Origin of the sequence: Halomonas sp. B23F22_3, from assembly GCF_043496965.1 — a bacterium.
Lineage (GTDB): Bacteria > Pseudomonadota > Gammaproteobacteria > Pseudomonadales > Halomonadaceae > Halomonas.
In genome coordinates this window covers 172,399-193,551 of sequence record NZ_JBIEKG010000007.1, presented here as the reverse complement: position 1 = coordinate 193,551, position 21,153 = coordinate 172,399, and the positions used below count along the sequence as shown (strand labels likewise).

General features: G+C 68.7%; 20 protein-coding genes. 12 read left to right on the top strand and 8 right to left on the bottom strand.

Translation table 11 applies throughout. The features are described from left to right. Window positions 1–5: 5 nt before the first annotated feature. Together ACGTNG_RS16980 and ACGTNG_RS16975 are read right to left on the bottom strand one after the other, a co-directional pair. Entirely contained in the window at window positions 6–323 is a 318-nt protein-coding gene (locus ACGTNG_RS16980; protein ID WP_394797700.1) for a helix-turn-helix transcriptional regulator, read from the bottom strand. Next, window positions 320–1,669, bottom strand: a complete 1,350-nt coding sequence (locus ACGTNG_RS16975) for a type II toxin-antitoxin system HipA family toxin (protein ID WP_394797699.1) — start codon at window positions 1,667–1,669, stop codon at window positions 320–322. Before ACGTNG_RS16975 ends, ACGTNG_RS16980 begins: the two co-directional genes overlap by 4 nt. A 311-nt stretch (window positions 1,670–1,980) precedes the next feature. Here ACGTNG_RS16975 and prfC point away from each other — a divergent pair, with 311 nt between their 5' ends. After that, entirely contained in the window at window positions 1,981–3,570 is a 1,590-nt protein-coding gene (gene prfC, locus ACGTNG_RS16970; protein ID WP_394797698.1) for a peptide chain release factor 3, read from the top strand. A gap of 205 nt (window positions 3,571–3,775) precedes the next feature. Continuing rightward, window positions 3,776–4,540 (top strand): TatD family hydrolase, encoded by a 765-nt coding sequence (locus ACGTNG_RS16965; protein WP_394797697.1) that lies wholly within the window; start codon window positions 3,776–3,778, stop codon window positions 4,538–4,540. A 37-nt stretch (window positions 4,541–4,577) separates the two neighbouring features. Here the strand turns inward: ACGTNG_RS16965 and ygfZ are convergent, their stop codons facing one another. Further along, window positions 4,578–5,612, bottom strand: a complete 1,035-nt coding sequence (gene ygfZ, locus ACGTNG_RS16960; RefSeq protein WP_394797696.1) for a CAF17-like 4Fe-4S cluster assembly/insertion protein YgfZ — start codon at window positions 5,610–5,612, stop codon at window positions 4,578–4,580. Between the two features lie 150 nt (window positions 5,613–5,762). On the opposite strand from ygfZ, the gene ACGTNG_RS16955 reads away from it, so the two are divergent. From ACGTNG_RS16955 to ACGTNG_RS16925, 7 genes are all read left to right on the top strand, one after another. Beyond that, complete coding sequence (locus tag ACGTNG_RS16955; RefSeq protein ID WP_394797695.1) at window positions 5,763–5,960, top strand: hypothetical protein; 198 nt, start codon at window positions 5,763–5,765, stop codon at window positions 5,958–5,960. Window positions 5,961–6,028: 68 nt separating this feature from the next. Continuing rightward, complete coding sequence (locus ACGTNG_RS16950; protein ID WP_394797694.1) at window positions 6,029–6,466, top strand: OsmC family protein; 438 nt, start codon at window positions 6,029–6,031, stop codon at window positions 6,464–6,466. Between the two features lie 65 nt (window positions 6,467–6,531). Continuing rightward, window positions 6,532–8,559 (top strand): excinuclease ABC subunit UvrB, encoded by a 2,028-nt coding sequence (gene uvrB, locus ACGTNG_RS16945; RefSeq protein WP_394797693.1) that lies wholly within the window; start codon window positions 6,532–6,534, stop codon window positions 8,557–8,559. A 59-nt stretch (window positions 8,560–8,618) separates the two neighbouring features. Further along, entirely contained in the window at window positions 8,619–9,443 is an 825-nt protein-coding gene (gene nei, locus ACGTNG_RS16940; protein ID WP_394797692.1) for an endonuclease VIII, read from the top strand. Between the two features lie 181 nt (window positions 9,444–9,624). Continuing rightward, window positions 9,625–11,130 carry a fumarate hydratase gene (locus ACGTNG_RS16935; protein WP_394797691.1) on the top strand — a complete coding sequence of 502 codons (1,506 nt, stop codon included), beginning with the start codon at window positions 9,625–9,627 and terminating at the stop codon, window positions 11,128–11,130. A gap of 135 nt (window positions 11,131–11,265) precedes the next feature. Further along, window positions 11,266–12,708, top strand: coding sequence for a cardiolipin synthase (gene cls, locus ACGTNG_RS16930; protein ID WP_394797690.1), 1,443 nt, complete (start codon window positions 11,266–11,268; stop codon window positions 12,706–12,708). Window positions 12,709–12,802: 94 nt separating this feature from the next. Continuing rightward, window positions 12,803–13,720 carry a LysR substrate-binding domain-containing protein gene (locus ACGTNG_RS16925; protein WP_394797689.1) on the top strand — a complete coding sequence of 306 codons (918 nt, stop codon included), beginning with the start codon at window positions 12,803–12,805 and terminating at the stop codon, window positions 13,718–13,720. Between the two features lie 199 nt (window positions 13,721–13,919). Here the strand turns inward: ACGTNG_RS16925 and ACGTNG_RS16920 are convergent, their stop codons facing one another. Then, window positions 13,920–15,008, bottom strand: coding sequence for a bifunctional nicotinamide-nucleotide adenylyltransferase/Nudix hydroxylase (locus tag ACGTNG_RS16920; RefSeq protein ID WP_394797688.1), 1,089 nt, complete (start codon window positions 15,006–15,008; stop codon window positions 13,920–13,922). 198 nt (window positions 15,009–15,206) lie between these two features. Between ACGTNG_RS16920 and ACGTNG_RS16915 the strand changes: the two genes are divergently transcribed. Further along, entirely contained in the window at window positions 15,207–16,094 is an 888-nt protein-coding gene (locus ACGTNG_RS16915; protein WP_394797738.1) for a YihY/virulence factor BrkB family protein, read from the top strand. Window positions 16,095–16,204: 110 nt separating this feature from the next. Here ACGTNG_RS16915 and ACGTNG_RS16910 read toward each other — a convergent pair whose 3' ends face one another. After that, a complete protein-coding gene (locus tag ACGTNG_RS16910; RefSeq protein WP_394797687.1) occupies window positions 16,205–17,251 on the bottom strand; it encodes a Glu/Leu/Phe/Val family dehydrogenase in 1,047 nt (348 codons plus the stop codon). A 236-nt stretch (window positions 17,252–17,487) separates the two neighbouring features. On the opposite strand from ACGTNG_RS16910, the gene ACGTNG_RS16905 reads away from it, so the two are divergent. After that, complete coding sequence (locus ACGTNG_RS16905; RefSeq protein WP_394797686.1) at window positions 17,488–17,760, top strand: acylphosphatase; 273 nt, start codon at window positions 17,488–17,490, stop codon at window positions 17,758–17,760. An 85-nt stretch (window positions 17,761–17,845) separates the two neighbouring features. Here the strand turns inward: ACGTNG_RS16905 and ACGTNG_RS16900 are convergent, their stop codons facing one another. The 3 genes from ACGTNG_RS16900 to ACGTNG_RS16890 are packed head-to-tail and all read right to left on the bottom strand — an operon-like array spanning window position 17,846 to window position 20,679. Next, entirely contained in the window at window positions 17,846–18,787 is a 942-nt protein-coding gene (locus ACGTNG_RS16900; RefSeq protein WP_394797685.1) for a nucleoside hydrolase, read from the bottom strand. A 32-nt stretch (window positions 18,788–18,819) separates the two neighbouring features. Continuing rightward, window positions 18,820–19,728 (bottom strand): ribokinase, encoded by a 909-nt coding sequence (locus ACGTNG_RS16895; protein WP_394797684.1) that lies wholly within the window; start codon window positions 19,726–19,728, stop codon window positions 18,820–18,822. 15 nt (window positions 19,729–19,743) lie between these two features. Next, complete coding sequence (locus ACGTNG_RS16890) at window positions 19,744–20,679, bottom strand: D-2-hydroxyacid dehydrogenase (RefSeq protein ID WP_394797683.1); 936 nt, start codon at window positions 20,677–20,679, stop codon at window positions 19,744–19,746. Between the two features lie 211 nt (window positions 20,680–20,890). On the opposite strand from ACGTNG_RS16890, the gene ACGTNG_RS16885 reads away from it, so the two are divergent. Beyond that, window positions 20,891–21,151: an FmdB family zinc ribbon protein gene (locus ACGTNG_RS16885; RefSeq protein ID WP_394797682.1), complete on the top strand. Its 261-nt coding sequence runs from the start codon at window positions 20,891–20,893 to the stop codon at window positions 21,149–21,151. Window positions 21,152–21,153: the final 2 nt, after the last annotated feature.

The window sequence follows — 21,153 nt, the reverse complement described above, 5'->3', positions numbered from 1 at the left end:
GGCCGTCAAGCCTGGACGTCGTCCTCGACGAGCCTAGCCAGCAGGGCGGGGTGACGCGGCAGCAGGCCGACTTTCAGGCCCAGGGGGCGAAAGACGCGCTCCATGCTGGCCATGGAGGCGTTGCCGGCGTCGCGCTCGATGTCGGACAGGGTGCGGCGGCTGATGCCGACGAGCGCCGCATAGTCGCCCTGGGACATGCCCAGCACCTCACGGCGCAGGTGGCGCAGCACCTGGCCCTCGCTGAGCTCGCCGCGCATTAACCGGTGCAGTTGCTCCAGCAGGGCGGCCTCGCGGGCCTCCGGGGTCATGGCGTCACGTTTCATGAGATCAGTCCCCAGCGCTTGAGTCGTTGATCGAGATGACCGAGCCCCACCGCCGGCCGGGTGAGGATCCCCGACGGCACGCCGCGCGCCGCCAGGCGCTGGTCCAGGCCCTTCAAGCGGCCGGCCAGCGCCTCCAGCTCCGCCATAAGTCGCTCCGGCGCGACCAGCGCGCCCAGCGAGCGGGCGACGGCGGGCCAGTCGAACTCTCCACCCTGTTCCAGCGGCGCGCCCCACTGGGTGGTGCGCGTCACGCCCTCCGGGTCGGCCTTCATGGGCGCGAAGTCATAGACCGGGGCGTGCCAGATGCCCTCCGGGCGCTTGAGCAGGGCTGCGTTGCGCCCGTGGTTGTCGGAGTTGCCGAAGGCCACGTTGAGCAGGTCGCGCTTGACCCACTCGATCACGAACGCCTCCCGGTCGAAGGGCTCGCCCAGCTCCCGGACCCGGTATTGGCCCTCGAGCAGGGTGACCAGCCGCTCGATGACCGCCCCATGGCGCAGGTGCGTGCCCGGCGCCACGCCGAGCAGTGCATAGGCGGATTCCAGGCCGAAGCGACACAGTCGGCCGTCGCGCACCTCCACGTCGAAGCGTGGCAGCCATAGCGAGGGGTAGCGCTCGCCTTCGCTCAGGGCCAGGCCCTCGTGCGAGACGGTCGCGATGCCCAGGTCGGCCAGCTCACGGTAGTAGTGATACTCGGTGCGCAGGATGTCGCAGTCATCGGCCCCGCGCTGGCCGCGGGGAAACTTGACCAAAAAGTGCGGGTCCAGGTTCGTCGGGTCGTCCTGCCAGGTATCGATCCAGACCTCGTCCTCCGGCGTGCGTCGCACCAGCAGCTTGGGGGCCTCGCCGCCGGCGCCGGTGGCTCCACCGCTGGCGGCGCCCATCTGCTGGGCGTATTCCAGGAAGTCGGTGTGGCGCTCGATGACATCGCTCAGCGGGAAGCGCAGCGTCTCCAGCGTGCCGCCCGGAGGGCGCGGCGGCACGGCCTCGCGGATGCGCAGGTTGCCGACCGGGGCGATGGTGCCCCGCCGCAGCAGTTCGGTGTCCTGCTCGCCCGACGTCAGGTCCTGGATGCCGAGGTGAGCGATCCAGTAACGTCGGCTCGCCCCGGCCGGCATGATGTCCTCGAGGAAGCCGAACCAGCGCTCGCCGTGGTGGCGCATCATCAGCTCGACCGGCAGGGTCAGGCTGCAGGCGTGCTCGTCGTCGCGGGTCATCCAGGCCAGGGCATGCTCCTGCAGGTAGCCCAGCCGGGCGGGGCCGGCCGTGCCGCGCTCCGGATGCGGGAGTTCCAGCAGGGCCGCGTCGTGCCACTCTCCCCGGTGATGGATCTGGATGGTCAACTGCATGAGAGGCCCTTGCATGGTGACGTGTTTGCGCAGTGTATTGCGCACAGTCTAGCGGAAGTGGTGTTTTTTGCGCAGCAAATGACTCATATTTAAGCCGAGTGACAATTTAAGAGCAGTATAGTGCTCATTTGCCATGGGGGCGGCGCTAGGCGGTGTTCTGCGGCCGATCGTGGAGTCGCCTGGGCCACCACCGGCGACAGACTCCGTGCCTGACGGTACAATCTCGCCCCACACGACATCGATAGACACCGACACGCGCCGGCCGGCACCCGAACCCCGGCCGGATGTGCATCAATCAGCGACGAGACGCAATGTCCAACTCGACCCTCGCCCACGAAACCGCGCTGCGCCGCACCTTCGCGATCATCTCGCACCCCGACGCCGGCAAGACCACCATCACCGAGAAGATGCTGCTGTTCGGAAACGCCATCCAGCTGGCCGGCTCCGTCAAGAGCAAGCGCGACGACCGCCATGCGACCTCCGACTGGATGAAGATGGAGCAGGAGCGGGGCATCTCGGTGACCACCTCGGTGATGCAGTTCCCCTATGGCGGACGCATCGTCAACCTGCTCGACACGCCGGGCCACGAGGACTTCTCCGAGGACACCTACCGCACCCTGACCGCGGTGGATTCGGCGCTGATGGTGATCGACGGCGCCAAGGGCGTCGAGGCCCGCACCATCAAGCTGATGGAGGTCTGTCGCCTGCGCACCACACCGATCCTCACCTTCGTCAACAAGATGGACCGCGACATCCGCGACCCCGTCGAGGTGATGGACGAGGTCGAGGAGGTGCTCAACATCCAGTGCGCGCCCATGACCTGGCCGATCGGCATGGGGCGTCACTTCAGGGGCGTCTACCACCTCTACAACGACACCATTCACCTCTACACCCAGGGGCAGGGCAACCGCATCCCGGAGGACCGGCGCATCGAGGGGCTCGACAATCCCGAGGTGGACGAGGTGCTCGGCGAGGACCAGGCCGAGGAACTGCGCATGGAGGTCGAGCTGGTGCGCGGGGCCTCCCACGAGTTCGACCTGGAGGCCTATCGCCGCGGTGAGCTGACGCCGGTCTACTTCGGTACCGCCATGGGCAATTTCGGCGTGCGCGAGATGCTCGATGGCTTCGTGGAGTATGCGCCGCCGCCCCAGCCGCGGGAGACCGATACCCGTACGGTGGAGGCCGACGACGGACGCTTTACCGGCTTCGTCTTCAAGATCCAGGCGAACATGGACCCGAACCATCGCGACCGCATCGCCTTCCTGCGGGTTTGCTCGGGCAAGTACGAGAAGAACATGAAGATGCGCCACGTGCGCATCGGCAAGGACGTCAAGATCGCCGACGCCCTGACCTTCATGGCCTCGGATCGCTCCCAGGTAGAGGAGGCGTGGCCCGGCGACATCATCGGCCTGCACAACCACGGCACCATCCAGATCGGCGACACCTTCACCCAGGGCGAGGACATGCGCTTCACCGGCATCCCGCACTTCGCCCCCGAGCTCTTCAAGCGCGTGCGCCTCAAGGACCCGCTGAAGATGAAGGCGCTGCAGAAGGGCCTCCAGCAGCTCTCCGAGGAGGGCGCGACCCAGGTCTTCATGCCGATGGACAACAACGACCTGATCCTCGGCGCCGTGGGTACCCTGCAGTTCGACGTGGTCGCCCATCGCCTCAAGGAGGAGTACAAGGTCGAGGCCGTCTATGAGGGCGTGAACGTCAACACCGCGCGCTGGGTCTACTCCGACGATGCCAAGAAGCTCGAGGAGTTCAAGCGCAAGGCCAGCACCAACCTGGCCATCGACGGCGGCGGCTACCTGACCTATATCGCGCCGACCCGGGTCAACCTGCAGATGACCCAGGAGCGCTGGCCGGAGATCCGCTTCCAGCCGACGCGCGAACATTGAGATTTTCGAATTTCGCTTAGCCGGATCGCTCGGGGCTGGTCCGGCGGCGGGCCACCGAGGAGGCGCTGTGAACCCCTCCATGGGCGCTACCTATGCCATCCTTGGCATAGGACCTCCTCTTTGGCCCGCCCCCGGCGCCCCTCGCATTGAGCAAGGCAGCAAAGGTATCTTGCTCCTTGCTCCTTGCTCCTTGTAGCTTGTCCCCATGCTCATCGACGCCCATTGCCACCTGGACTTCCCCGACTTCGATGCCGACCGCGAGGCGGTGTTCGAGCGGGCCAGGTCAGTGGGCGTCACGCGTTTCGTGGTGCCGGGAACGACCCGGTCGCACTGGGGGCGGGTGCTGGCGCTGGGCAAGCGCGAGGACGTCGGCGTCTGCCTGGGGCTGCATCCCTATTTCATGGCGGAGCACCGGGAGAATGACCTCGAGGCGCTGGACGCGGCGCTGGATCGTCATCCAGAGATCGTGGCGATCGGGGAGTGCGGCATCGATGCGCGCTTTACCGACAGCTGGGACGCCCAATGGACGTTCTTCGACGCCCAGCTGCGTCTGGCCAGGGCGCGGGCGCTTCCCGTGGTGATCCACTGTGTTCAGGCCAACGACCGGGTCGCCAAACGGCTGCGTCAGCTGGCGCTTCCCGCGGGTGGGCTGATCCACGCCTTCGCCGGCTCGCCCGAGCAGGCCCACAGGTTTCTCGATCTCGGCTTCACCCTGGGCCTCGGCGGGGCGACGACCTATGAGCGTGCCCGGCGCGTGCATCGCGCCGTGGCCTCGCTGCCGGACGACGGCTACGTGCTGGAGACCGACAGCCCCGACATGCCGCTGGCCGGCCATCAGGGCGAGCGCAACGAGCCGGCGCGGGTCACCGAGGTGTGCCGTACGGTGGCCGAGCTGCGCGGCCAGTCGGAGGAGCGGGTGGAGGCGGCGAGTACCGCCACCGCCCGACGGCTCTTCGACCTGCCGTCCTAGCCGGCTCTCGCAGCGCGGATGGCCGGGGTTGGAGGGCCTAGCGAGCCGCCAGCTCCTCCGGATCCAGCCGTTCGACCGCATAGGGCAACTTCAGCAGCTTGAGCTTCTGGCCGGCGCAGCGCAGGGGCAGGGCGGGCTCCTTGATGCTCATCACCGCCAGCACTTCCGCCTCGCCGTAAGCATCCAGTTCGGCACCCAGCACCTCGCCGAGCCGCTTGTCGTTGGTGTCCTCGATGGCGCTGCCGGGTTCCGGCAGCAGGCCGCCGTCGAGCTGGGCCCGCACCAGACGCTTCTTGACCTGACCGCGGAAGTGGGCCCGGGCGACCACCTCCTGGCCGGTATAGCAGCCCTTCTTGAAGCTGATGCCGCCCAGCGCCTCCCAGTTGATCATCTGCGGCAGGTAGGTGTCGCGCTGCTCGGCGTCGAGCCAGGCGAGCCCGGCCTGGATGTCGTGCAGCCGCCAGACAGCGTTGTCGACCGGCGTGGCGTGCTCCTCGAGCCACTGCCACTCCGTGGCGACGCGCTCGGCCGGCAGGCAGACCAGCAGGCGAGGGCGCGGCCCGGGATGGGCCAGCAGCTGGACCGTCTCGTCGCCGGCCTGATGCCAGGCGCGGGGGGCTGCGGCATCGAAACGTACCTCGGCCAGCGCCGGGGCCTCGCGGCCGATCAGGCCGAGCAGGGCCAGGTCGTCGCGAACGCGCAGCTCGGCCTGGTAGAAGGCGGCGAACTTCGCCAGGTGTTCGGCGAGCGACGCCACCAGGCTCGCATGCATGATCAGGCGGAAATGCGTAGGACCGATGCGCAGCAGCTGGGCGTTGGCCAGCACGCGTCCCTTGGGGGTGCAGAAGCAGGTCAGCGGGGCGAAGGCGCCGTCGGCCAGCGATACCTGGGCGCTGGTCTGGCCCTGCAGGAAACGCTCGGCATCGGCGCCCTCGATGTCGAGCACCCCGAGGTGGGCGAGCGGCGTCATCACCCTGGCCTCCAGGGCGAGCCGGGGCGCCGCGGGCGTCTCGAACGTCACGCGATCGCCGGCTTCCTGCCGGGCGCCGGTGGCAGCGATCCAATCCTTCATCTGCGGGGCTCCTCGTGATTCGGTGTCGGGCATGATGCTGCGCTAGATGCGGGCGATGGGGCGGCAATGCAAGCGCTGCCGGGTGCCTGGGTGGCGTGCTAGACTCGGGGCCCGCTCCCATTCACCTTTCACTTCTCTCAGGAGCCGACCATGGCCCAGCAGTCACTGAGCTTTCAGGGTGTCGAGAACGCCGACCAGGTCAACCGCATCACCACCGCCCTGATGATGCTCGACGGCGTCGACAGTGTCGAGGTCGGTCGCCACGGGGCCGAAGTCGAAGGCAAGGCCCGCCGCGAGGCGCTGATCAAGGCGATCCAGGCACTGAAGCTCGGCATCGAGGTGAAGTGAGCGGCGACGACCGGCCCTGTCGGTCGTCGCGCGAGGGACTGTTCCAGGGCATGTGATCCGGAGGTGGCATGAAGAAGACCATTGAAGTCGTCAGCGAGCGCAACCATATCTACCGTCAGCGGGTCGAGCTGGACGGGTTCGAGGATCTCTTCGTCGACGTGCCCGAGGCCTACGGTGGCGAGAGCAGCGCCCCGGACCCCCACGACTACTTCGATCTCTCTCTGGGCGCCTGCAAGGCGATCACCGCCATGATGTACGCCCGGCGCAAGCAGTGGCCGCTTCAGGGAGTGAGCGTCACGGTCAACCGCGACGACAGCCAGGAGCGCCATGGAACCTATCGCCTCGAAGTGGCGATGGCCTTCCACGGCATCGAGGACGCCGAGCAACAGGCGCGACTCGAGGAGATCAGCCACAAGTGCCCGATCCACCGGCTGATGACCACCTCCACCGTGGAGGTCTCGACCCGCCTCGCTGACCAGCGCACCGCCATCCGCGCCGACGCCTGACCCGCGCCCGGCGTCGCTTTCTTCCCGGGCGCCATGCCGGCGTCCGGTTCGCCATCGGAGCCGCCATGAGCAAGCCCTTTCGCCTGCAGTCCAAGTTCCAGCCGGCCGGAGATCAGCCCACGGCCATCCAGGGCCTGATCGGCGGGCTCGAGTCGGGGCTGGCCCACCAGACGCTGCTGGGTGTGACCGGCTCGGGCAAGACCTTCACCATGGCCAACGTGGTCGAGCGCCTGCAGCGCCCGACCATCGTGATGGCGCCCAACAAGACCCTGGCGGCGCAGCTCTACGGGGAGTTCAAGTCGTTCTTCCCCGACAACGCCGTCGAGTACTTCGTCTCCTACTACGACTACTACCAGCCCGAGGCCTACGTGCCATCGTCGGACACCTTCATCGAGAAGGATGCCTCGATCAACGACCATATCGAGCAGATGCGCCTCTCCGCCACCAAGGCGCTGCTGGAGCGGCGCGACGCGATCATCGTGGTCTCGGTCTCGGCGATCTACGGCCTGGGTGATCCCGACCAGTACCTGAAGATGCGCCTGCACTTCACCCGCGGCGAGCAGATCGATCAGCGCGCCCTCCTGCGTCGCCTGGCGGAGCTGCAGTACACCCGCAACGACATGGACTTCAAGCGCGGCACCTACCGGGTGCGCGGCGACGTGATCGACATCTTCCCGGCCGACGCCGAGGACGAGGCGGTGCGCGTCGAGCTCTTCGACGACGAGATCGACACCATCAGCCTGTTCGACCCGCTCACCGGCGAGGTGCGAGGCAAGGTGCCGCGCATGACCATCTACCCCAAGTCGCACTATGTGACGCCGCGGGAGACCATCCTCGGCGCCATCGACGAGATCAAGGCCGAGCTTTCCACGCGCCTCGATCAGCTGCGCAAGCAGGACAAGCTGGTCGAGGCCCAGCGCCTGGAGCAGCGCACCCTCTACGACATCGAGATGATGCTGGAGCTCGGCTACTGCAACGGCATCGAGAACTACTCGCGCTATCTCTCCGGGCGCGACCCGGGCGCGCCGCCGCCCACCTTCTTCGACTACCTGCCGGCCGACGCGCTGCTGTTCATCGACGAGTCCCACGTCAGCGTTCCCCAGGTGGGGGGCATGTACAAGGGCGACCGCTCGCGCAAGGAGACCCTGGTGGAGTACGGCTTCCGACTGCCCTCGGCGCTCGATAACCGCCCGATGAAGTTCGAGGAGTGGGAGCGCATCTGTCCGCAGACGATCTTTGTCTCCGCCACCCCCGGCCCCTACGAGGCCCAGCACGCCGGCCAGGTGGTCGAGCAGGTGGTGCGGCCGACCGGCCTGCTCGATCCGGAGATCGAGGTGCGCCCGGCCACCACCCAGGTCGACGACCTGCTCTCCGAGATCCGCATGCGCACCGAGGTGGGCGAGCGGGTACTGGTGACCACCCTGACAAAGCGCATGGCCGAGGACCTGACCGAGTACCTGGACGAGCACGACGTGCGGGTGCGCTACCTGCACTCGGACATCGACACCGTGGAGCGCGTGGAGATCATCCGCGACCTGCGCCTGGGCAAGTTCGACGTGCTGGTGGGGATCAACCTGCTGCGCGAGGGGCTCGATATTCCTGAGGTATCGCTGGTGGCGATCCTCGATGCCGACAAGGAGGGCTTCCTGCGCAACGAGCGCTCGCTGATCCAGACCATGGGTCGTGCCGCGCGCAACGCCCACGGCAAGGCGATCCTCTACGGTGACCGGGTCACCGACTCCATGCGCCGGGCCATGGAGGAGACGGAGCGGCGTCGCGCCAAGCAGATCGCCCATAACGAGGCCCACGGCATCACGCCGACCACCGTGACCCGTTCGGTCGCCGACATCATGGAGGCCGCCCAGGCCCCCGGCAAGAAGGGCAAGGGGCGCCGCGGCGAGCGCAAGGTTGCCGAGCGCGAAGCGGTCTACGATCCCGCCGAGCTGTCGCCCACGGAGCTGCTCAAGGAGGTCGCCCGGGTTGAGGATGGCATGCACGAGGCGGCGCAGAACCTGGAGTTCGAGGAGGCGGCCCGCCTGCGCGATCGCCTTCACGCCCTCAAGGAGCGTCAGCTGATGCTGGGTTCCGCCTGATAGGCTCCAGGCTTTCCCGGTGACCGGCGCTTCTCGCTCACCCTTATCGAGGTTTCCGCATGCCTGAAGGCCCCGAGATCCGGCGCGCCGCCGACCGCGTGCATCGCCAGCTCGCCGGCCGGAGCCTCGAGGACGCCTGGTTCGCGTTTCCGGAGCTGGCGGGGCAGGCCGCCTCGCTGGTCGGACGCCAAGTGAGCGCCGTCGACAGCTGGGGCAAGGCGCTGCTGACCCGCTTCGACGACGGCCGCGTGCTCTATTCCCACAACCAGCTCTACGGCGTCTGGAAGCTGCACGATGCCGAGCGCGAGCCGGATACCAACCGCTCGCTGCGGGTGCGGCTGGTGGCCGAGGGCAGGGCGGCGAGCCTCTACAGCGCCTCGGATGTCTCGCTGTGGGACGCCGAGCGGCTCGACGAGCACCCGTTCCTGTCGCGTCTCGGCCCGGATCTGCTCACCCACGGGGTGACGGAAGGGCAGGCCACGGCGCGCCTGCTCGAGCCACGGTTTCGCCGCCGGGGCCTGGGCGGACTGCTGCTCGACCAGTCGCTGTTCGCCGGCATCGGCAACTACCTGCGCTCCGAGATCCTGTTCTTCGCCGGGCTCCATCACCGGTCGCGTCCCCAGGCGCTGGCGGAGGAGGGGCTGTCGCGCCTGGCGCAGTGCATCCTCGCGGTAACCCGCCAGGCCTACGACGAGGCCGGGGTGACCAATCGAGCCGAGTGGGCGAGTGCCGATCGCGCCCGAGGCGCCTCCCGACGTCGCAGGCGCTTCGCCGTGTTCGAGCGCGACGGCCTGGCGTGTCACGCCTGCGGGGCGACGATCGTGCGCACCGCGGTGGCCTCGCGGCGACTCTACTTCTGCCCCCTATGTCAGCCAGCTCCATGATGCATAGGTACATACCCATCTTTATACCGTTATCTATTTTCGTGACTAAGCTCAGCTCCTACCTTTGGCGAGAATGTCGACAGCCGCGACGGTAGAGTATAATGCCCGCCGTTCAGGCCCACCGAAGCGCCATCTCAGAGCGCAGGTAGGCATGCCGACAACGCCAAGGAGCTCCTTGCCCATGACCGTGATTCGCCAGGACGATCTGATCCAGAGCGTCGCCGATGCCCTGCAGTACATCTCCTATTACCATCCGAAGGACTTCATCGACGCCATGGCCGCGGCCTACGATCGGGAGGAGAACCCGGCAGCCAAGGACGCGATCGCCCAGATTCTGATCAACTCGCGGATGTGTGCCTTCGGCAAGCGTCCGATCTGCCAGGACACCGGCATCGTCACGGTCTTCGTGCATGTCGGCATGAACGTCCGCTTCGAGGCCGACATGAGCCTCGACGACATGATCAACGAGGGCGTGCGTCGCGCCTATCAGCTGCCGGATAACGTGCTGCGCGCCTCGGTGCTGGCTGACCCCGACGGCAAGCGCGCCAACACCAAGGACAACACCCCCGCGGTGATCCACCACAAGCTGGTGCCCGGCGACACCGTCGAGGTGCACGTGGCGGCCAAGGGCGGCGGCAGCGAGGCCAAGTCCAAGTTCGCCATGCTCAACCCGTCGGACAGCGTGGTCGACTGGGTGATGGAGCAGCTGCCCAAGATGGGCGCCGGCTGGTGTCCGCCGGGCATGCTGGGCATCGGCATCGGCGGCACCGCCGAGAAGGCCATGGAGATCGCCAAGGAGGCGCTGCTCGATCCCATCGACATCCAGGACCTGCAGGCGCGCGGCCCCGCCAATCGGGCCGAGGAGCTGCGCCTGGAGCTGTTCGACAAGGTCAACAAGAGCGGCATCGGCGCCCAGGGGCTGGGCGGGCTGACCACGGTGCTCGACATCAAGGTCAAGGACTATCCGACCCACGCCGCCAACAAGCCGGTGGCGATCATCCCCAACTGCGCCGCCACCCGCCACGCGCACTTCACCCTGGACGGCTCCGGCCCCGCGGCACTGCCCGCACCGAAGCTCGAGGACTGGCCGGAGATCACCCGCGAGGCGGGCGACAACGTCAAGCGCGTCGATCTGGACCGCGTGACGCCGGAGGAGGTCAAGACCTGGCAGCCCGGCGACACCCTGCTGCTCAACGGCAAGCTGCTCACCGGCCGCGATGCCGCCCACAAGCGCATGGTCGACATGATCGGCAAGGGCGAGCCGCTGCCCGTGGACATGCAGGGCCGCTTCATCTACTACGTGGGCCCGGTGGATCCGGTGCGCGACGAGGTGGTCGGGCCGGCCGGTCCGACCACCGCCACGCGCATGGACAAGTTCACTCGCACCATGCTCGAGGAGACCGGCCTCTTGGGCATGGTCGGCAAGGCCGAGCGGGGCGAGGCGGCCATCGAGGCTATCCGCGACAACCAGGCGGTCTACCTGATGGCCGTGGGCGGCTCCGCCTACCTGGTCGCCCAGGCGATCAAGCAGGCCCGCGTGGTGGGCTTCGAGGACCTCGGCATGGAGGCGATCTATGAGTTCGAGGTCGAGGACATGCCGGTGACCGTGGCGGTCGACAGCCAGGGCACCTCGGTGCACCAGACCGGCCCGGCCAAGTGGAAGGAGATCATCGCCGAACGCGCCTGATCTTCCTTTGCCTCTTATCGACGGCCCCGCCATCTGGTGGGGCCGTCGCCGTTGGGGGTATGCTGGGAGGGTAGGCATCAGGACTTTGTGTTTTCGGACGGCCACGCCGTCGTCCCACGGAACGGGGATCCGACCATGACTTCCTGGCTGATCGGCCTGGCCATCTTCCTGACGTATGTGCTGGGCATCCTATCGGCCGTGCTGGCCCTGATGTCGGCACGCACCTCTCAGGGCGCCATCGCCTGGATCATCTCGCTTTTGACCATGCCCTACCTGGCTGTGCCGGCCTACTGGATCTTCGGCCGTCCGCGCTTCTATGGCTACGTGCTGGCCCGAGGCGAGCGGGACAGCGTGCTGCGCCGCCAGCTGCACCGCTACCGGGACCGCTTCGAACCCTACCTCTCATCCGCCAGCAATGCCGACATCCGCGCCGTGGAGCAGCTCGCCCTGATGCCGCTCACCAGGGGCAATTGGGCACAGCTGCTGGTCGACGGCGAGGCCACCTTCGAGAGCCTGTTCGCCGGCATCGACGCCGCCGAGGAGTACATCCTCATCCAGTTCTTCATCGTCCGCGATGACGCCCTGGGCGTGGACCTCAAGCAGCGCCTGCAGCGCGCCGCCGAGCGGGGAGTGCGGGTCTGCTTCCTCTTCGATGAGATCGGCTCCCACAGCCTTCCCGAGCGCTACCTGCGCGACCTGCGCCAGGCCGGCGTGGAGGTGAGTGCCTTCCGCTCCTCCCGGGGACTGAAGCATCGCTTCCAGCTCAACTTCCGCAATCACCGCAAGGTGCTGGTGGTGGACGGGCGCGAGGGCTGGATCGGCGGCTTCAACGTCGGCACGGAGTACCTGGGCGAGAACCCGCGACTCGGCCACTGGCGCGACACCCACCTGAAGCTCAGCGGCCCCAGCGTGCTGGGCCTGCAGGAGGCCTTCTGGGAGGACTGGCACTGGGCCACCGGCGAGATGATCTCGCTCACCTGGACCCCCGTGCCCCATGCCGCCGCCGACCGGGACGACGGCGAGGACGAGAGCCAGAGCGTGGTGATCGTGCCCTCGGGCCCGGCGGATCACCTGGAAACGGCGAGCCTGCTGGTGCAGCACGCGATCCACAGCGCCCATGAGCGGCTCTGGCTGACCAGCCCCTACTTCGTGCCCGACCAGGGCGTGCAGGACGCCCTGCGCCTGGCCGCCATGCGCGGGGTGGACGTGAGGATCATGATGCCCGAGCGCCCCGACCACCTGCTGGTCTTCCTCTCGGCGTTCTCCTTCCTGCCCGACATGCTGCGTACCGGGGTCAAGGTCTACCGCTACCAGCCGGGCTTCCTGCACCAGAAGGTGATGCTGATCGATGACGTCGCCGCCTGTGTCGGCACGGTGAACCTCGACAACCGCTCGTTTCGCCTCAACTTCGAGATCACCGCCGTGGTGCCCGACCGGCGCTTCGCCGCCGAGGTCTGCCAGATGCTCGAGCGCGACTTCAGCGACTGCCGACGCGTCACCCTGGAGGAGCTCACCCGTCGGCCGCTGTGGCGCAAGCTGCTCTCCCGGGCGGCCTACCTGCTCTCGCCGATCCAGTGACGCGGCTTGGGTCGCGCTCCCGGCTGGGGTACATTAGCGTGCTTCAAAAGCTCCCCGTCGGGGGGCAGGCATTCCGATATCCTGGGGAGTCCTGGTGAACCTCGAGACCAAATGGCTGGAAGACTTCGTCGCCCTGGCCAGCACGCGCAGCTTCTCGGGCTCGGCCCGTCAGCGGCACGTCACCCAGCCGGCCTTCAGTCGACGCATCCGTTCCCTGGAGCAGGCGGTGGGCGTGACCCTGGTCGACCGCTCCACGACGCCGGTGGACCTGACCCCGGAAGGGCAGCTGTTCCTGGTCACCGCGCGCAACATCGTCGAGCAGCTCAACGAGAGCCTCGGCCACCTGCGTGGCCTGGCCATGGCCAACGAGGCGCTGGACATCGTCGCCGCTCACTCCCTGGCCCTGAGCTTCTACCCGCAGTGGATCTCCCGCCTGCAGCAGGGCCTCGGCGAGCTGCCCACACGACTGGTCGCCATGAACGTGGGCGATGCGATCCACGTGCTGCGCGAGGGCAACTGCGACCTGATGCTGGCCTACTATGACCCTTACGCCAGCATGCAGCTGGACGCCGAGGTCTTTCCCTCCTTCTCCATCGGCCAGGTGAAGATGTTGCCGGTCTGCCTGCCCGACGAGCAGGGCACGCCGCGCTTCCCCCTCGAGGGCCAGGAATCGATTCCCTACCTGGCCTATACCCAGGGCGCCTTCCTGGGCCGCACCGTACGCATGCTGCTCAAGAACGACCCGGTCCGGATGCGCCTGCGCACCGTCTACGAGACCGCCATGGCCGAGGGCCTCAAGGGCATGGTGATGCAGGGCATGGGCATGGCCTGGATTCCCGACTTCTGCATTCGTCAGGAGCTCAAGGATGGTCGCCTGGTGCGCGCCGGCGACGAGCAGTGGGACGTGCCGCTGGAGATCCGCCTCTATCGCTGCTCGCTGGTGCACAAGCCCGGCGTCGAGAAGCTGTGGCGGCAGATGATGAAGCTGCCCCGGGACTTCCTGCAGGCCTGAAAACGGTGTGATTTCCAGCTGCGCTCGATATGTCGACCACCGGCGCTGCCGAGGCGTCGGATCGTCACGATCCTCATGTAGCAGGCTGCACTCCGGTCGTTGCGCTGCGGCGTTGGCCGGACTCGGCGTCCCCACCTACTCTTCGCTCGCTCAGGAAATTCCGACCTTATTTATAAGACAACTGGCTCGCCGGTGACGGTCAACGCCCGCCGAAGTCGGCGGGCAGCCCCAGGAAATCCTGGATGATGAAGAAGTGATCCTCGAACAGGCTCTCGGGATCGAGGTCGGCGAGCGGCACCCAGCGGGCATGGTCGCCGCCCTTGACCGGCTTGAGCTGGGGCAGCTGCTGCTCGGGGCGCAGGGCGAAGTAGAAGGCCTCGGCCAGGGTCCGACCGCGCCAGCTGCGGTGCGGCTCGTCGAACAGGCGCTGGCCGCGTAGCGAGCCCTTGAGCACCGCCTCCGGCACCTTGAGGCGCACGCGCTCGCGAAGCTCTCTCAGGCAGGCGTCCATCAGCCGCTCATGGGGGCTGATGAAGCCGCCGGGCAGCGCATAGAGGCCCTTGCCCGGCGCGGCGGTGCGTCTTACCAGCAGCACGTGACCGGACTGCACGACCACGGCGTTGACGGTGACGAAGATGGGCGGGTAGGGGGCCTGGGCCCAGGCCTGGCGATACTGGTCGAGCAGGTGCTGCTCCTCGACCAGCTGGCCGTAGGTCGTCTCCTCCAGGAAGGTACGGACCCGCGCCACCACGCCGGGGGGCAGGTCGTGGGCCGCGTGGGTGCTCAGGTAGTCCTCCGCCGAGCCGGCCGAACGGAACAGCCGCTCGCGAATCCGGCTCGCCGAGATGCCCTCCACCAGCGGCACGCTCACCGACTCCCACTGCGGAAACAGCGACAGATAGTAGCTGGACTGGCCGCGACTGGCGCCGATCAGGCCGATGCGCGGCAGGCGCGCGTGTTCGGGGCTGGCGATATCGCGTACCTTGCGCTGCACGTCACGCACCCAGACGTCGTTGTTGTAGAGGGCGTCGAGCAGCGGCACGACCTTCAGGCGCGCGTTCTCCTCCTCCTCGAAGGCGCTGCGCAGCATGCGCAGCCGCTCCTCGTAGCGCCAGGGATTGCGCAGCGAGCGCGCCTGCCAGGCGGACCCCACCAGTACAATGACCTGATTCGCCTGGCGCAGCGCCTCGCGAATCACCGCCAGGTGCCCCAGGTGGGGCGGCTGGAAGCGGCCAATGAACACCAGACAGTCGAAGTCGGCAGGGCTGTCGTCCGGTCGTGCGGTCATGAAGGCTCCTGGCGGGAGGGGCGAAAGGGGGCGGCGGGTCATTATGGTCAGCCCCGCGGATCGCTGCAATCGCCCCGCGCCTCGGCGTGGCGGTGTCCATTCGGGTATGCTGAAGCAAAAGACGCAGGCACGGGGAACACAGTGATCAAGCCAAACGTGACGAGGATCCGCCAGGCGATACGCTTCTGGTGGAACGTGATGCAGGACGCCGTGCGGCTCTGGCTGGAACGCAACGCCTTCAGCTACGCCGGTTCGCTGGCCTTCTACACGCTCTTCTCCCTGGCCCCCACGATGATCATCGCGGTCACGGTGATCGGCGTGGTGCTCGGCGAGGAGGCCGCCCAGGGCCAGATCGTCGCCCAGCTCCAGAATACCATGGGCCACGATGCCGCCGCCGCCATCGAGCAGGCGGTCGCCCAGTCGCGCATCCAGGAGTCCGGCCTCCTGCCGACGCTGCTCGGGGTCGGGGCGCTGCTGGTCGGTGCGACCACCGTCTTCGCCCAGATGCAGTTCTCGCTCAATACTCTCTGGGGCGTCACGGCGCGGCCCAGCAGCAACAGCGCGCTCAAGTTCCTCCAGAACCGCCTGCTGTCACTGGCCGTGGTGCTCGCCATCGGCTTCATCCTGCTGGTCTCGCTGGTCCTCGGCGTGGTGGTGCGCGCCGTGCTGCAGGCGGGAGACGACCTCTTGCCCTATGTGGGCATGCTGACCCGCGCCGCCGAGTTCCTGGTGTCGCTGGCGGTGATCGCCGCGCTCTTCGCCACCATCTTCAAGGTGCTGCCGGACGTGGTGCTGCGCTGGCAGGACGTGCTGGTCGGCGCCGTGGTCACTGCCGTGCTGTTCGCCATCGGCCGTCTGGGCATCGCCATCTATCTGGCCTACACGGCCACGGCCTCCACCTACGGCGCGGCGGGCTCGGTGGTGATGATCCTGCTGTGGGTCTACTACAGCTCGCTGATCCTGCTGTTCGGGGCCGCCTTCACCAAGTGCCATCTGCTGGCTCGGGGGCGGCCCGTGGTGCCGCGCAATACCGCGGTGCTGGTCCGCCATGAGCTGCTCGAGCGACACGAGATCGTCGAGCCCTGAGGGAGCCGGGCTCCAGGCCCACGCGCACAGCAGACACAGGAAGGCCGGCGATTGCCGGCCTTCTTGCGTCGGGCCACTGACTGGCCCTGTCCGGGTGCGTTCCTCGAGACTCAGCCGGCGGGGCGGAAGCGCTCCCGGGCCAGGTCGTCGGCGACGATGGCCGGGCTCTGGCCCTCGCGCTCGGCCCGCGCGAAGATCTCGTCGAGGGTCGTGCCGATGCCCTCGATATGCGCCATCACCGCCTCGCGCGAGTAGTCGTCGCGCCGCTGCCAGGCGATCTCGATCACGCCGCCGGCGTTGGCCACGTAGTCCGGGGTGTAGAGGATGCCGCGCTCCTGCAGGCGCTGGGCCATCTCGGGGGTGGCGAGCTGGTTGTTGGCGGCGCCGCAGACGACCGTGGCCGTCAGGCGCGCCACCACCCCGGCCGACAGGGCGGCCCCCAGGGCGCAGGGGGCGAAGACGTCGACCTCGGCATCGACGATCGCCTCCGGCGCCACGGTCTCGGCGCCGAGCTCCTCGGCGAGATGGGCCAGCGCCGCGGCGTCGACGTCGGTCAGCACCAGCCGGGCGCCCGCCGCGTGCAGGTGACGGGCCAGGTGGGCACCGACGTGACCGACGCCCTGCACCGCGACGCGCAGGCCGGTCAGGTCGTCACGCCCCAGGCGGTGACGCACGGCGCTTCTCAGCGCGCAGTAAACGCCCCAGGCCGTGAAGGGCGAGGGATCGCCGGAGGCCTGACCGTGGCGGGGCAGGCCGCCCACGTGCTCGGTGGCCTCGGCGATCAGGCGCATGTCGTCCTCGCTGGAGCCCGAGTCCTCGGCGGTGATGTAGGCCCCGCCGAGGGAGTCGACCAGGCGCCCCATGGCGCGCAGCAGCTCGGGAGTCTTGTGTCGGCGAGGATCGGCGATGATCACCGCCTTGCCGCCGCCCAGCGGCAGGTCCGCCAGCGCCGACTTGTAGCTCATGCCGCGGGAGAGGCGCAGCACGTCGGTGAGGGCCTCGGCGTCGCTTGCATAGGGGAAGATGCGCAGGCCGCCCAGGGCGGGGCCGCGGGTGGTGTCGTGGATGGCGATGATGGCGCGCAGGCCGCTCGCCTCGTCGCTGCCGAAGACGATCTGCTGGTGATGATCGAACTCGGGGTGGTCGAAGACCGGCATGACGTGACTCCCTCGTGAGGATGATTGTTGTGGTGATGGTTGCCCGGGTAGGGCGATCCTCGGCCGCGGTCGGCTTGTGGCCGAAAGGCGTCCGGGGATACCGCTAAGCCTAGGGCATCGGCCTCGGGACGGGAAGTGGCCAGGCGCGGTTAGCGAGAAGGCGCCCCGCACTGGCGGCGACGACGGCCGGACTGGTAGAAAGGAGGGCATCCCATCGCGATCATCAGGAGACGACCATGGACACGTGCTGCGCGAAGGCGCTGGTGACCGGCAAGGTGCAGGGAGTGTGGTACCGCCGGGCGACCCAGGAGCAGGCCCTCAGGGCCAGGATCACCGGCCATGCGATCAACCTGCCGGACGGCCGGGTGGAGGTGCTGATGTGCGGTGAGCGCGAGGCGGTCAAGCGCCTGGCCGAGTGGCTCTGGAAGGGGCCGGAGGGGGCGCGGGTCACCCACGTGGAGTTCGAGGTGATCGAGACCCACGCCCCGGATGACTTTCGCACCGGCTAGGCCGGCCATTCCCTCACGACCATAGCGGGCGCGCGGGCCCGGTGGAGCAGAACTAGGCGCCCCGGCGGCCGCCGGGGCGCGGCGCTCAGGCCAGGGTGTCGGCGATCCAGTCGCTGACGCCCGCGCCGTCGACGCCCAGGCACACCTCCACGAGCGGCGTACGCGACCAGCGCGCCTCGATGAAGCCACGCCCCTCGGGGGCGAAGATGGTCTGCCCCTCGGCGTCGCCGTCGGTCGCCACGGTCAGGTGGCCCCGCGCCGTGGTGAAGAGCTCCGGGCGCAGCAGCCAGGCCAGGGCGCAGCTGTCATGGGGGCAGCAGCCGTCGATCCCCAGCGCCTCGCGGTAGAAGTCCCGGTAGAAGGCGAAGCTGCCCGCCAGTACCTTGCCAAGCTCCCCCTGGCCCGCCTCGATGCGCGCCATGTGATCATCGGTCAGCACGCAGCGGTGGGTGACGTCCAGGCCGACCAGCGTCAGCGGCCAGCCGGCGGTCAGCACCCGGGCCGCGGCGTCCGGGTCGTTGAACATGTTGGCCTCGGCCACCGGGCTGACGTTGCCACCCTCGCGGATCGAGCCCCCCATGATCACCACGTGCTTCACCCGGTCGATGATGCCCGGGTCGAGCTGCAGGGCGGCGGCCAGGTTGCCCACCGGCCCGACGGCGACCAGCGTGACCTCGCCGGGCCGGGCATTCACGGTGTCGACGATGAACTGCGCCGCGCTCACGCCCTCGGCCCGGCCCGTGACCGGCGGCAGGGCGATGTCGCCCAGGCCGTTGGCGCCGTGGATGTGGGCCGGCGGCGGATGGCGCTCCTTGACCATTGGCCCCGCCGCGCCCTGGGCGACGGGGATCTCCTGCCCGGCCAGCTCGGCCAGCAGCAGGGCGTTGTGGGTGGCGGTCTCCACATCGACGTTGCCGTAGGTGGTTGTCATGCCCAGCAGCTCGATCTCGGGATGGCGCAGGGCGATGGCGATGGCCTGGGCGTCGTCGACGCCCGGGTCGGTATCGAAGATGATCGGATGCGTCACGGTGGGGCTCCTTTCCTTGTTGGGCGGACGGATCAGCGTGCCTCGGGGCCGTCGCGCAGGGCGCGCTCGACCGCGTCGCGGGCGGGGATGCTCTCGGCGGCGCCCTCGACCTGCACGCCCAGGGCGGCGGCCGTGGCGGCGAGCCTGAGGCACTCGGTCACGCCCCGGCCTTCCTGCAGGGCCGTCATATAGTAGCCGATGAAGGTATCGCCGGCCGCGGTGGTGTCCCGCGGCGCCACCGGCAGTGCCGGCTGGAAGTGGCGCTCTCCGCCGCCCTGGAACCAGGCGCCGTCGCCGCCCATGGTCAGCACGGTATCGGTGTCCGGCAGGCGCCGGGCGAGGCCCTCCAGCAACGCCTCGGGCTCGGCGCCCTCGTCGACGCCGGCCAGCCAGGCCGCCTCGCCGCGATTGACGAACAGCAGCGCACAGCCGGACAGGGGCAGCGACAGCACCTCGGCCCCCATGGGCGCGGGATTGAAGGCGACCCGCAGCCCGCGCTCGGCGGCCTGCTCCAGCACCTGGGGCAGGGCGTTGGTCTCGTTCTGGGCCAGCAGCCAGTCGCCGGGCGTGGTCGACGCGAGGCGCGTCGCGAGGTCATCCGCATCGAAGCCGTGGTTGGCCCCGGGGAACAGGATGATGGCGTTCTCGCCCTGGTCATCCACCTGGATGACGGCATGGCCGCTGGGCGTGTCGACCAGCGCGATGCCGGCGACCTCCACGCCGGCCTCGGCGAGCAGCTCGCGGGCCCAGCCATCGCGGTGGTTCAGCCGCCCCCAGTGGCTGACCCGTCCGCCGGCGCGGGCCATGGCCAGGGACTGGTTGGCCCCCTTGCCGCCAAGGCCGACGCGGTAGTCGCGGCTGGCCAGGGTCTCGCCGGGTCTCACCAGATGGGATACGCGATAGAAGTGATCGAGGTTGATGGACCCGAAATTGTGCAGCATGTCGTCCTCTTGCAATCAGTCGGCCTGCCAGTGGCGCAGGTGGTCGGCGGTCAGGGTCACGATGCGCTGGCGAGCCTCGGGGGTGATCCAGGCATTGTGGGGGGTGACGATCAGGTTGAGCGGCTCGTTCAGGGCGTCGAGCAGCGGGTGGCCGTCGCGGGGCGGCTCCGTCGGCAACACATCGACCGCGAGCCCGCCGAGGCGTGCCTCGCGCAGGGCCGCGAGGGCGGCCTGCTCATCGATGATGCCGCCCCGGGCGCAGTTGATCAGCAGCGCGCCGGGCTTCAGGGTCGCCAGCAGGTCGGCGTCGACCAGGTGGTGGGTGGCCTCGGTGAGCGGGCAGTGCAGGCTGATCACGTCCGCCTCGGGGGCCAGCTCGCCAAGGCTCGGCCGACTGTCGTGCGCCTCGTTGCCGGGACGCGCCGCGAAGTCGACGTGCATGCCGAAGGCCTGGGCGAGGCGGGCCACCTTGGAGCCCAGCTCCCCCTGGCCGACGATCACCAGGCGCTTGCCCTCCAGCTGCAGGGTGGTGTGATCCATCAGACAGAAGAAGGGGCTCTCGCCCCAGCGGCCCTCGGCCACGTCGCGCTGGTAGCGGGGCAGGCGGGTGGCCAGGGCGAGCATCAGCATCAGGGTGTGCTGGGCCACGCTGGCGGTGCCGTAGGCGGTGACGTTGCGCACGGCGATGCCCAGGCGCTCGGCGGCGGCCATGTCGATGTTGTTGGTACCGGTGGCCAGCACGCAGATCAGCTTCAGCCCGGGCAGCGCCGCGAGGGTGTCCCCGTCGAGCACCACCTTGTTGACGATGGCGACCTCGGCACCGGCGAGGCGCGAGGCGAGCTGCTCGCGCGCCGTGGACTCATGCACGTCCAGAGCGTCGAGGTGCTGGCGAATCGGGGTCAGGTCGATGCCTGGCCCGAGGCTGGCGGCGTCGAGAATGACGGCTTTCATGGCAGGTTCCTTGTCGAGTCGGCCGCATCGGAGGTCGCGTCCTGCCGGGGCTGGGCCTGGCAGGGCGCGGCAGGCTATAATACCCGGCTTTCGAGGCAGGCTTGGATTATCCGCGGGCCGGCCCTATATCGTACCGCGCCAGCGCGGCCCGGCGAATGCCCGGCAAGCGCTTGCCCCGTGGGACATGACAGATATCGGGAGTGAGCAAACCATGCCCATCTACGAATACGAGTGCAAGGCCTGCGGCCACCGCCTGGAGAAGCTGCAGAAGATCAGCGCCGCGCCGCTGACGGACTGCCCGGCCTGCGACGCGGCCGAGCTCGATCGCCTGATCTCCGCAGCGGGCTTCCGGCTGGCCGGCGGCGGCTGGTACGAGACCGATTTCAAGACCGGCAGCAAGAAGAACCTGGCCGGTGGCAGCGAGGGCGGCCAGACCGCCGCGGCACCCGGCAAGGACGGAGCGGTCGCCTGAGC

What these genes read in the sequence shown, in the direction of transcription:
- ACGTNG_RS16975 (WP_394797699.1), bottom strand. Translation starts at nt 1,669, where the DNA reads ATGCAGTTGACCATCCAGATCCATCACCGGGGAGAGTGGCACGACGCG.
- ACGTNG_RS16955 (WP_394797695.1), top strand. Translation starts at nt 5,763, where the DNA reads ATGGCCCAGCAGTCACTGAGCTTTCAGGGTGTCGAGAACGCCGACCAG.
- ygfZ (WP_394797696.1), bottom strand. Translation starts at nt 5,612, where the DNA reads ATGAAGGATTGGATCGCTGCCACCGGCGCCCGGCAGGAAGCCGGCGAT.
- ACGTNG_RS16950 (WP_394797694.1), top strand. Translation starts at nt 6,029, where the DNA reads ATGAAGAAGACCATTGAAGTCGTCAGCGAGCGCAACCATATCTACCGT.
- ACGTNG_RS16905 (WP_394797686.1), top strand. Translation starts at nt 17,488, where the DNA reads ATGGACACGTGCTGCGCGAAGGCGCTGGTGACCGGCAAGGTGCAGGGA.
- ACGTNG_RS16890 (WP_394797683.1), bottom strand. Translation starts at nt 20,679, where the DNA reads ATGAAAGCCGTCATTCTCGACGCCGCCAGCCTCGGGCCAGGCATCGAC.
- ACGTNG_RS16980 (WP_394797700.1), bottom strand. Translation starts at nt 323, where the DNA reads ATGAAACGTGACGCCATGACCCCGGAGGCCCGCGAGGCCGCCCTGCTG.
- nei (WP_394797692.1), top strand. Translation starts at nt 8,619, where the DNA reads ATGCCTGAAGGCCCCGAGATCCGGCGCGCCGCCGACCGCGTGCATCGC.
- ACGTNG_RS16935 (WP_394797691.1), top strand. Translation starts at nt 9,625, where the DNA reads ATGACCGTGATTCGCCAGGACGATCTGATCCAGAGCGTCGCCGATGCC.
- ACGTNG_RS16920 (WP_394797688.1), bottom strand. Translation starts at nt 15,008, where the DNA reads ATGACCGCACGACCGGACGACAGCCCTGCCGACTTCGACTGTCTGGTG.
- ACGTNG_RS16965 (WP_394797697.1), top strand. Translation starts at nt 3,776, where the DNA reads ATGCTCATCGACGCCCATTGCCACCTGGACTTCCCCGACTTCGATGCC.
- prfC (WP_394797698.1), top strand. Translation starts at nt 1,981, where the DNA reads ATGTCCAACTCGACCCTCGCCCACGAAACCGCGCTGCGCCGCACCTTC.
- ACGTNG_RS16885 (WP_394797682.1), top strand. Translation starts at nt 20,891, where the DNA reads ATGCCCATCTACGAATACGAGTGCAAGGCCTGCGGCCACCGCCTGGAG.
- ACGTNG_RS16895 (WP_394797684.1), bottom strand. Translation starts at nt 19,728, where the DNA reads ATGCTGCACAATTTCGGGTCCATCAACCTCGATCACTTCTATCGCGTA.
- ACGTNG_RS16915 (WP_394797738.1), top strand. Translation starts at nt 15,207, where the DNA reads ATGCAGGACGCCGTGCGGCTCTGGCTGGAACGCAACGCCTTCAGCTAC.
- cls (WP_394797690.1), top strand. Translation starts at nt 11,266, where the DNA reads ATGACTTCCTGGCTGATCGGCCTGGCCATCTTCCTGACGTATGTGCTG.
- ACGTNG_RS16910 (WP_394797687.1), bottom strand. Translation starts at nt 17,251, where the DNA reads ATGCCGGTCTTCGACCACCCCGAGTTCGATCATCACCAGCAGATCGTC.
- uvrB (WP_394797693.1), top strand. Translation starts at nt 6,532, where the DNA reads ATGAGCAAGCCCTTTCGCCTGCAGTCCAAGTTCCAGCCGGCCGGAGAT.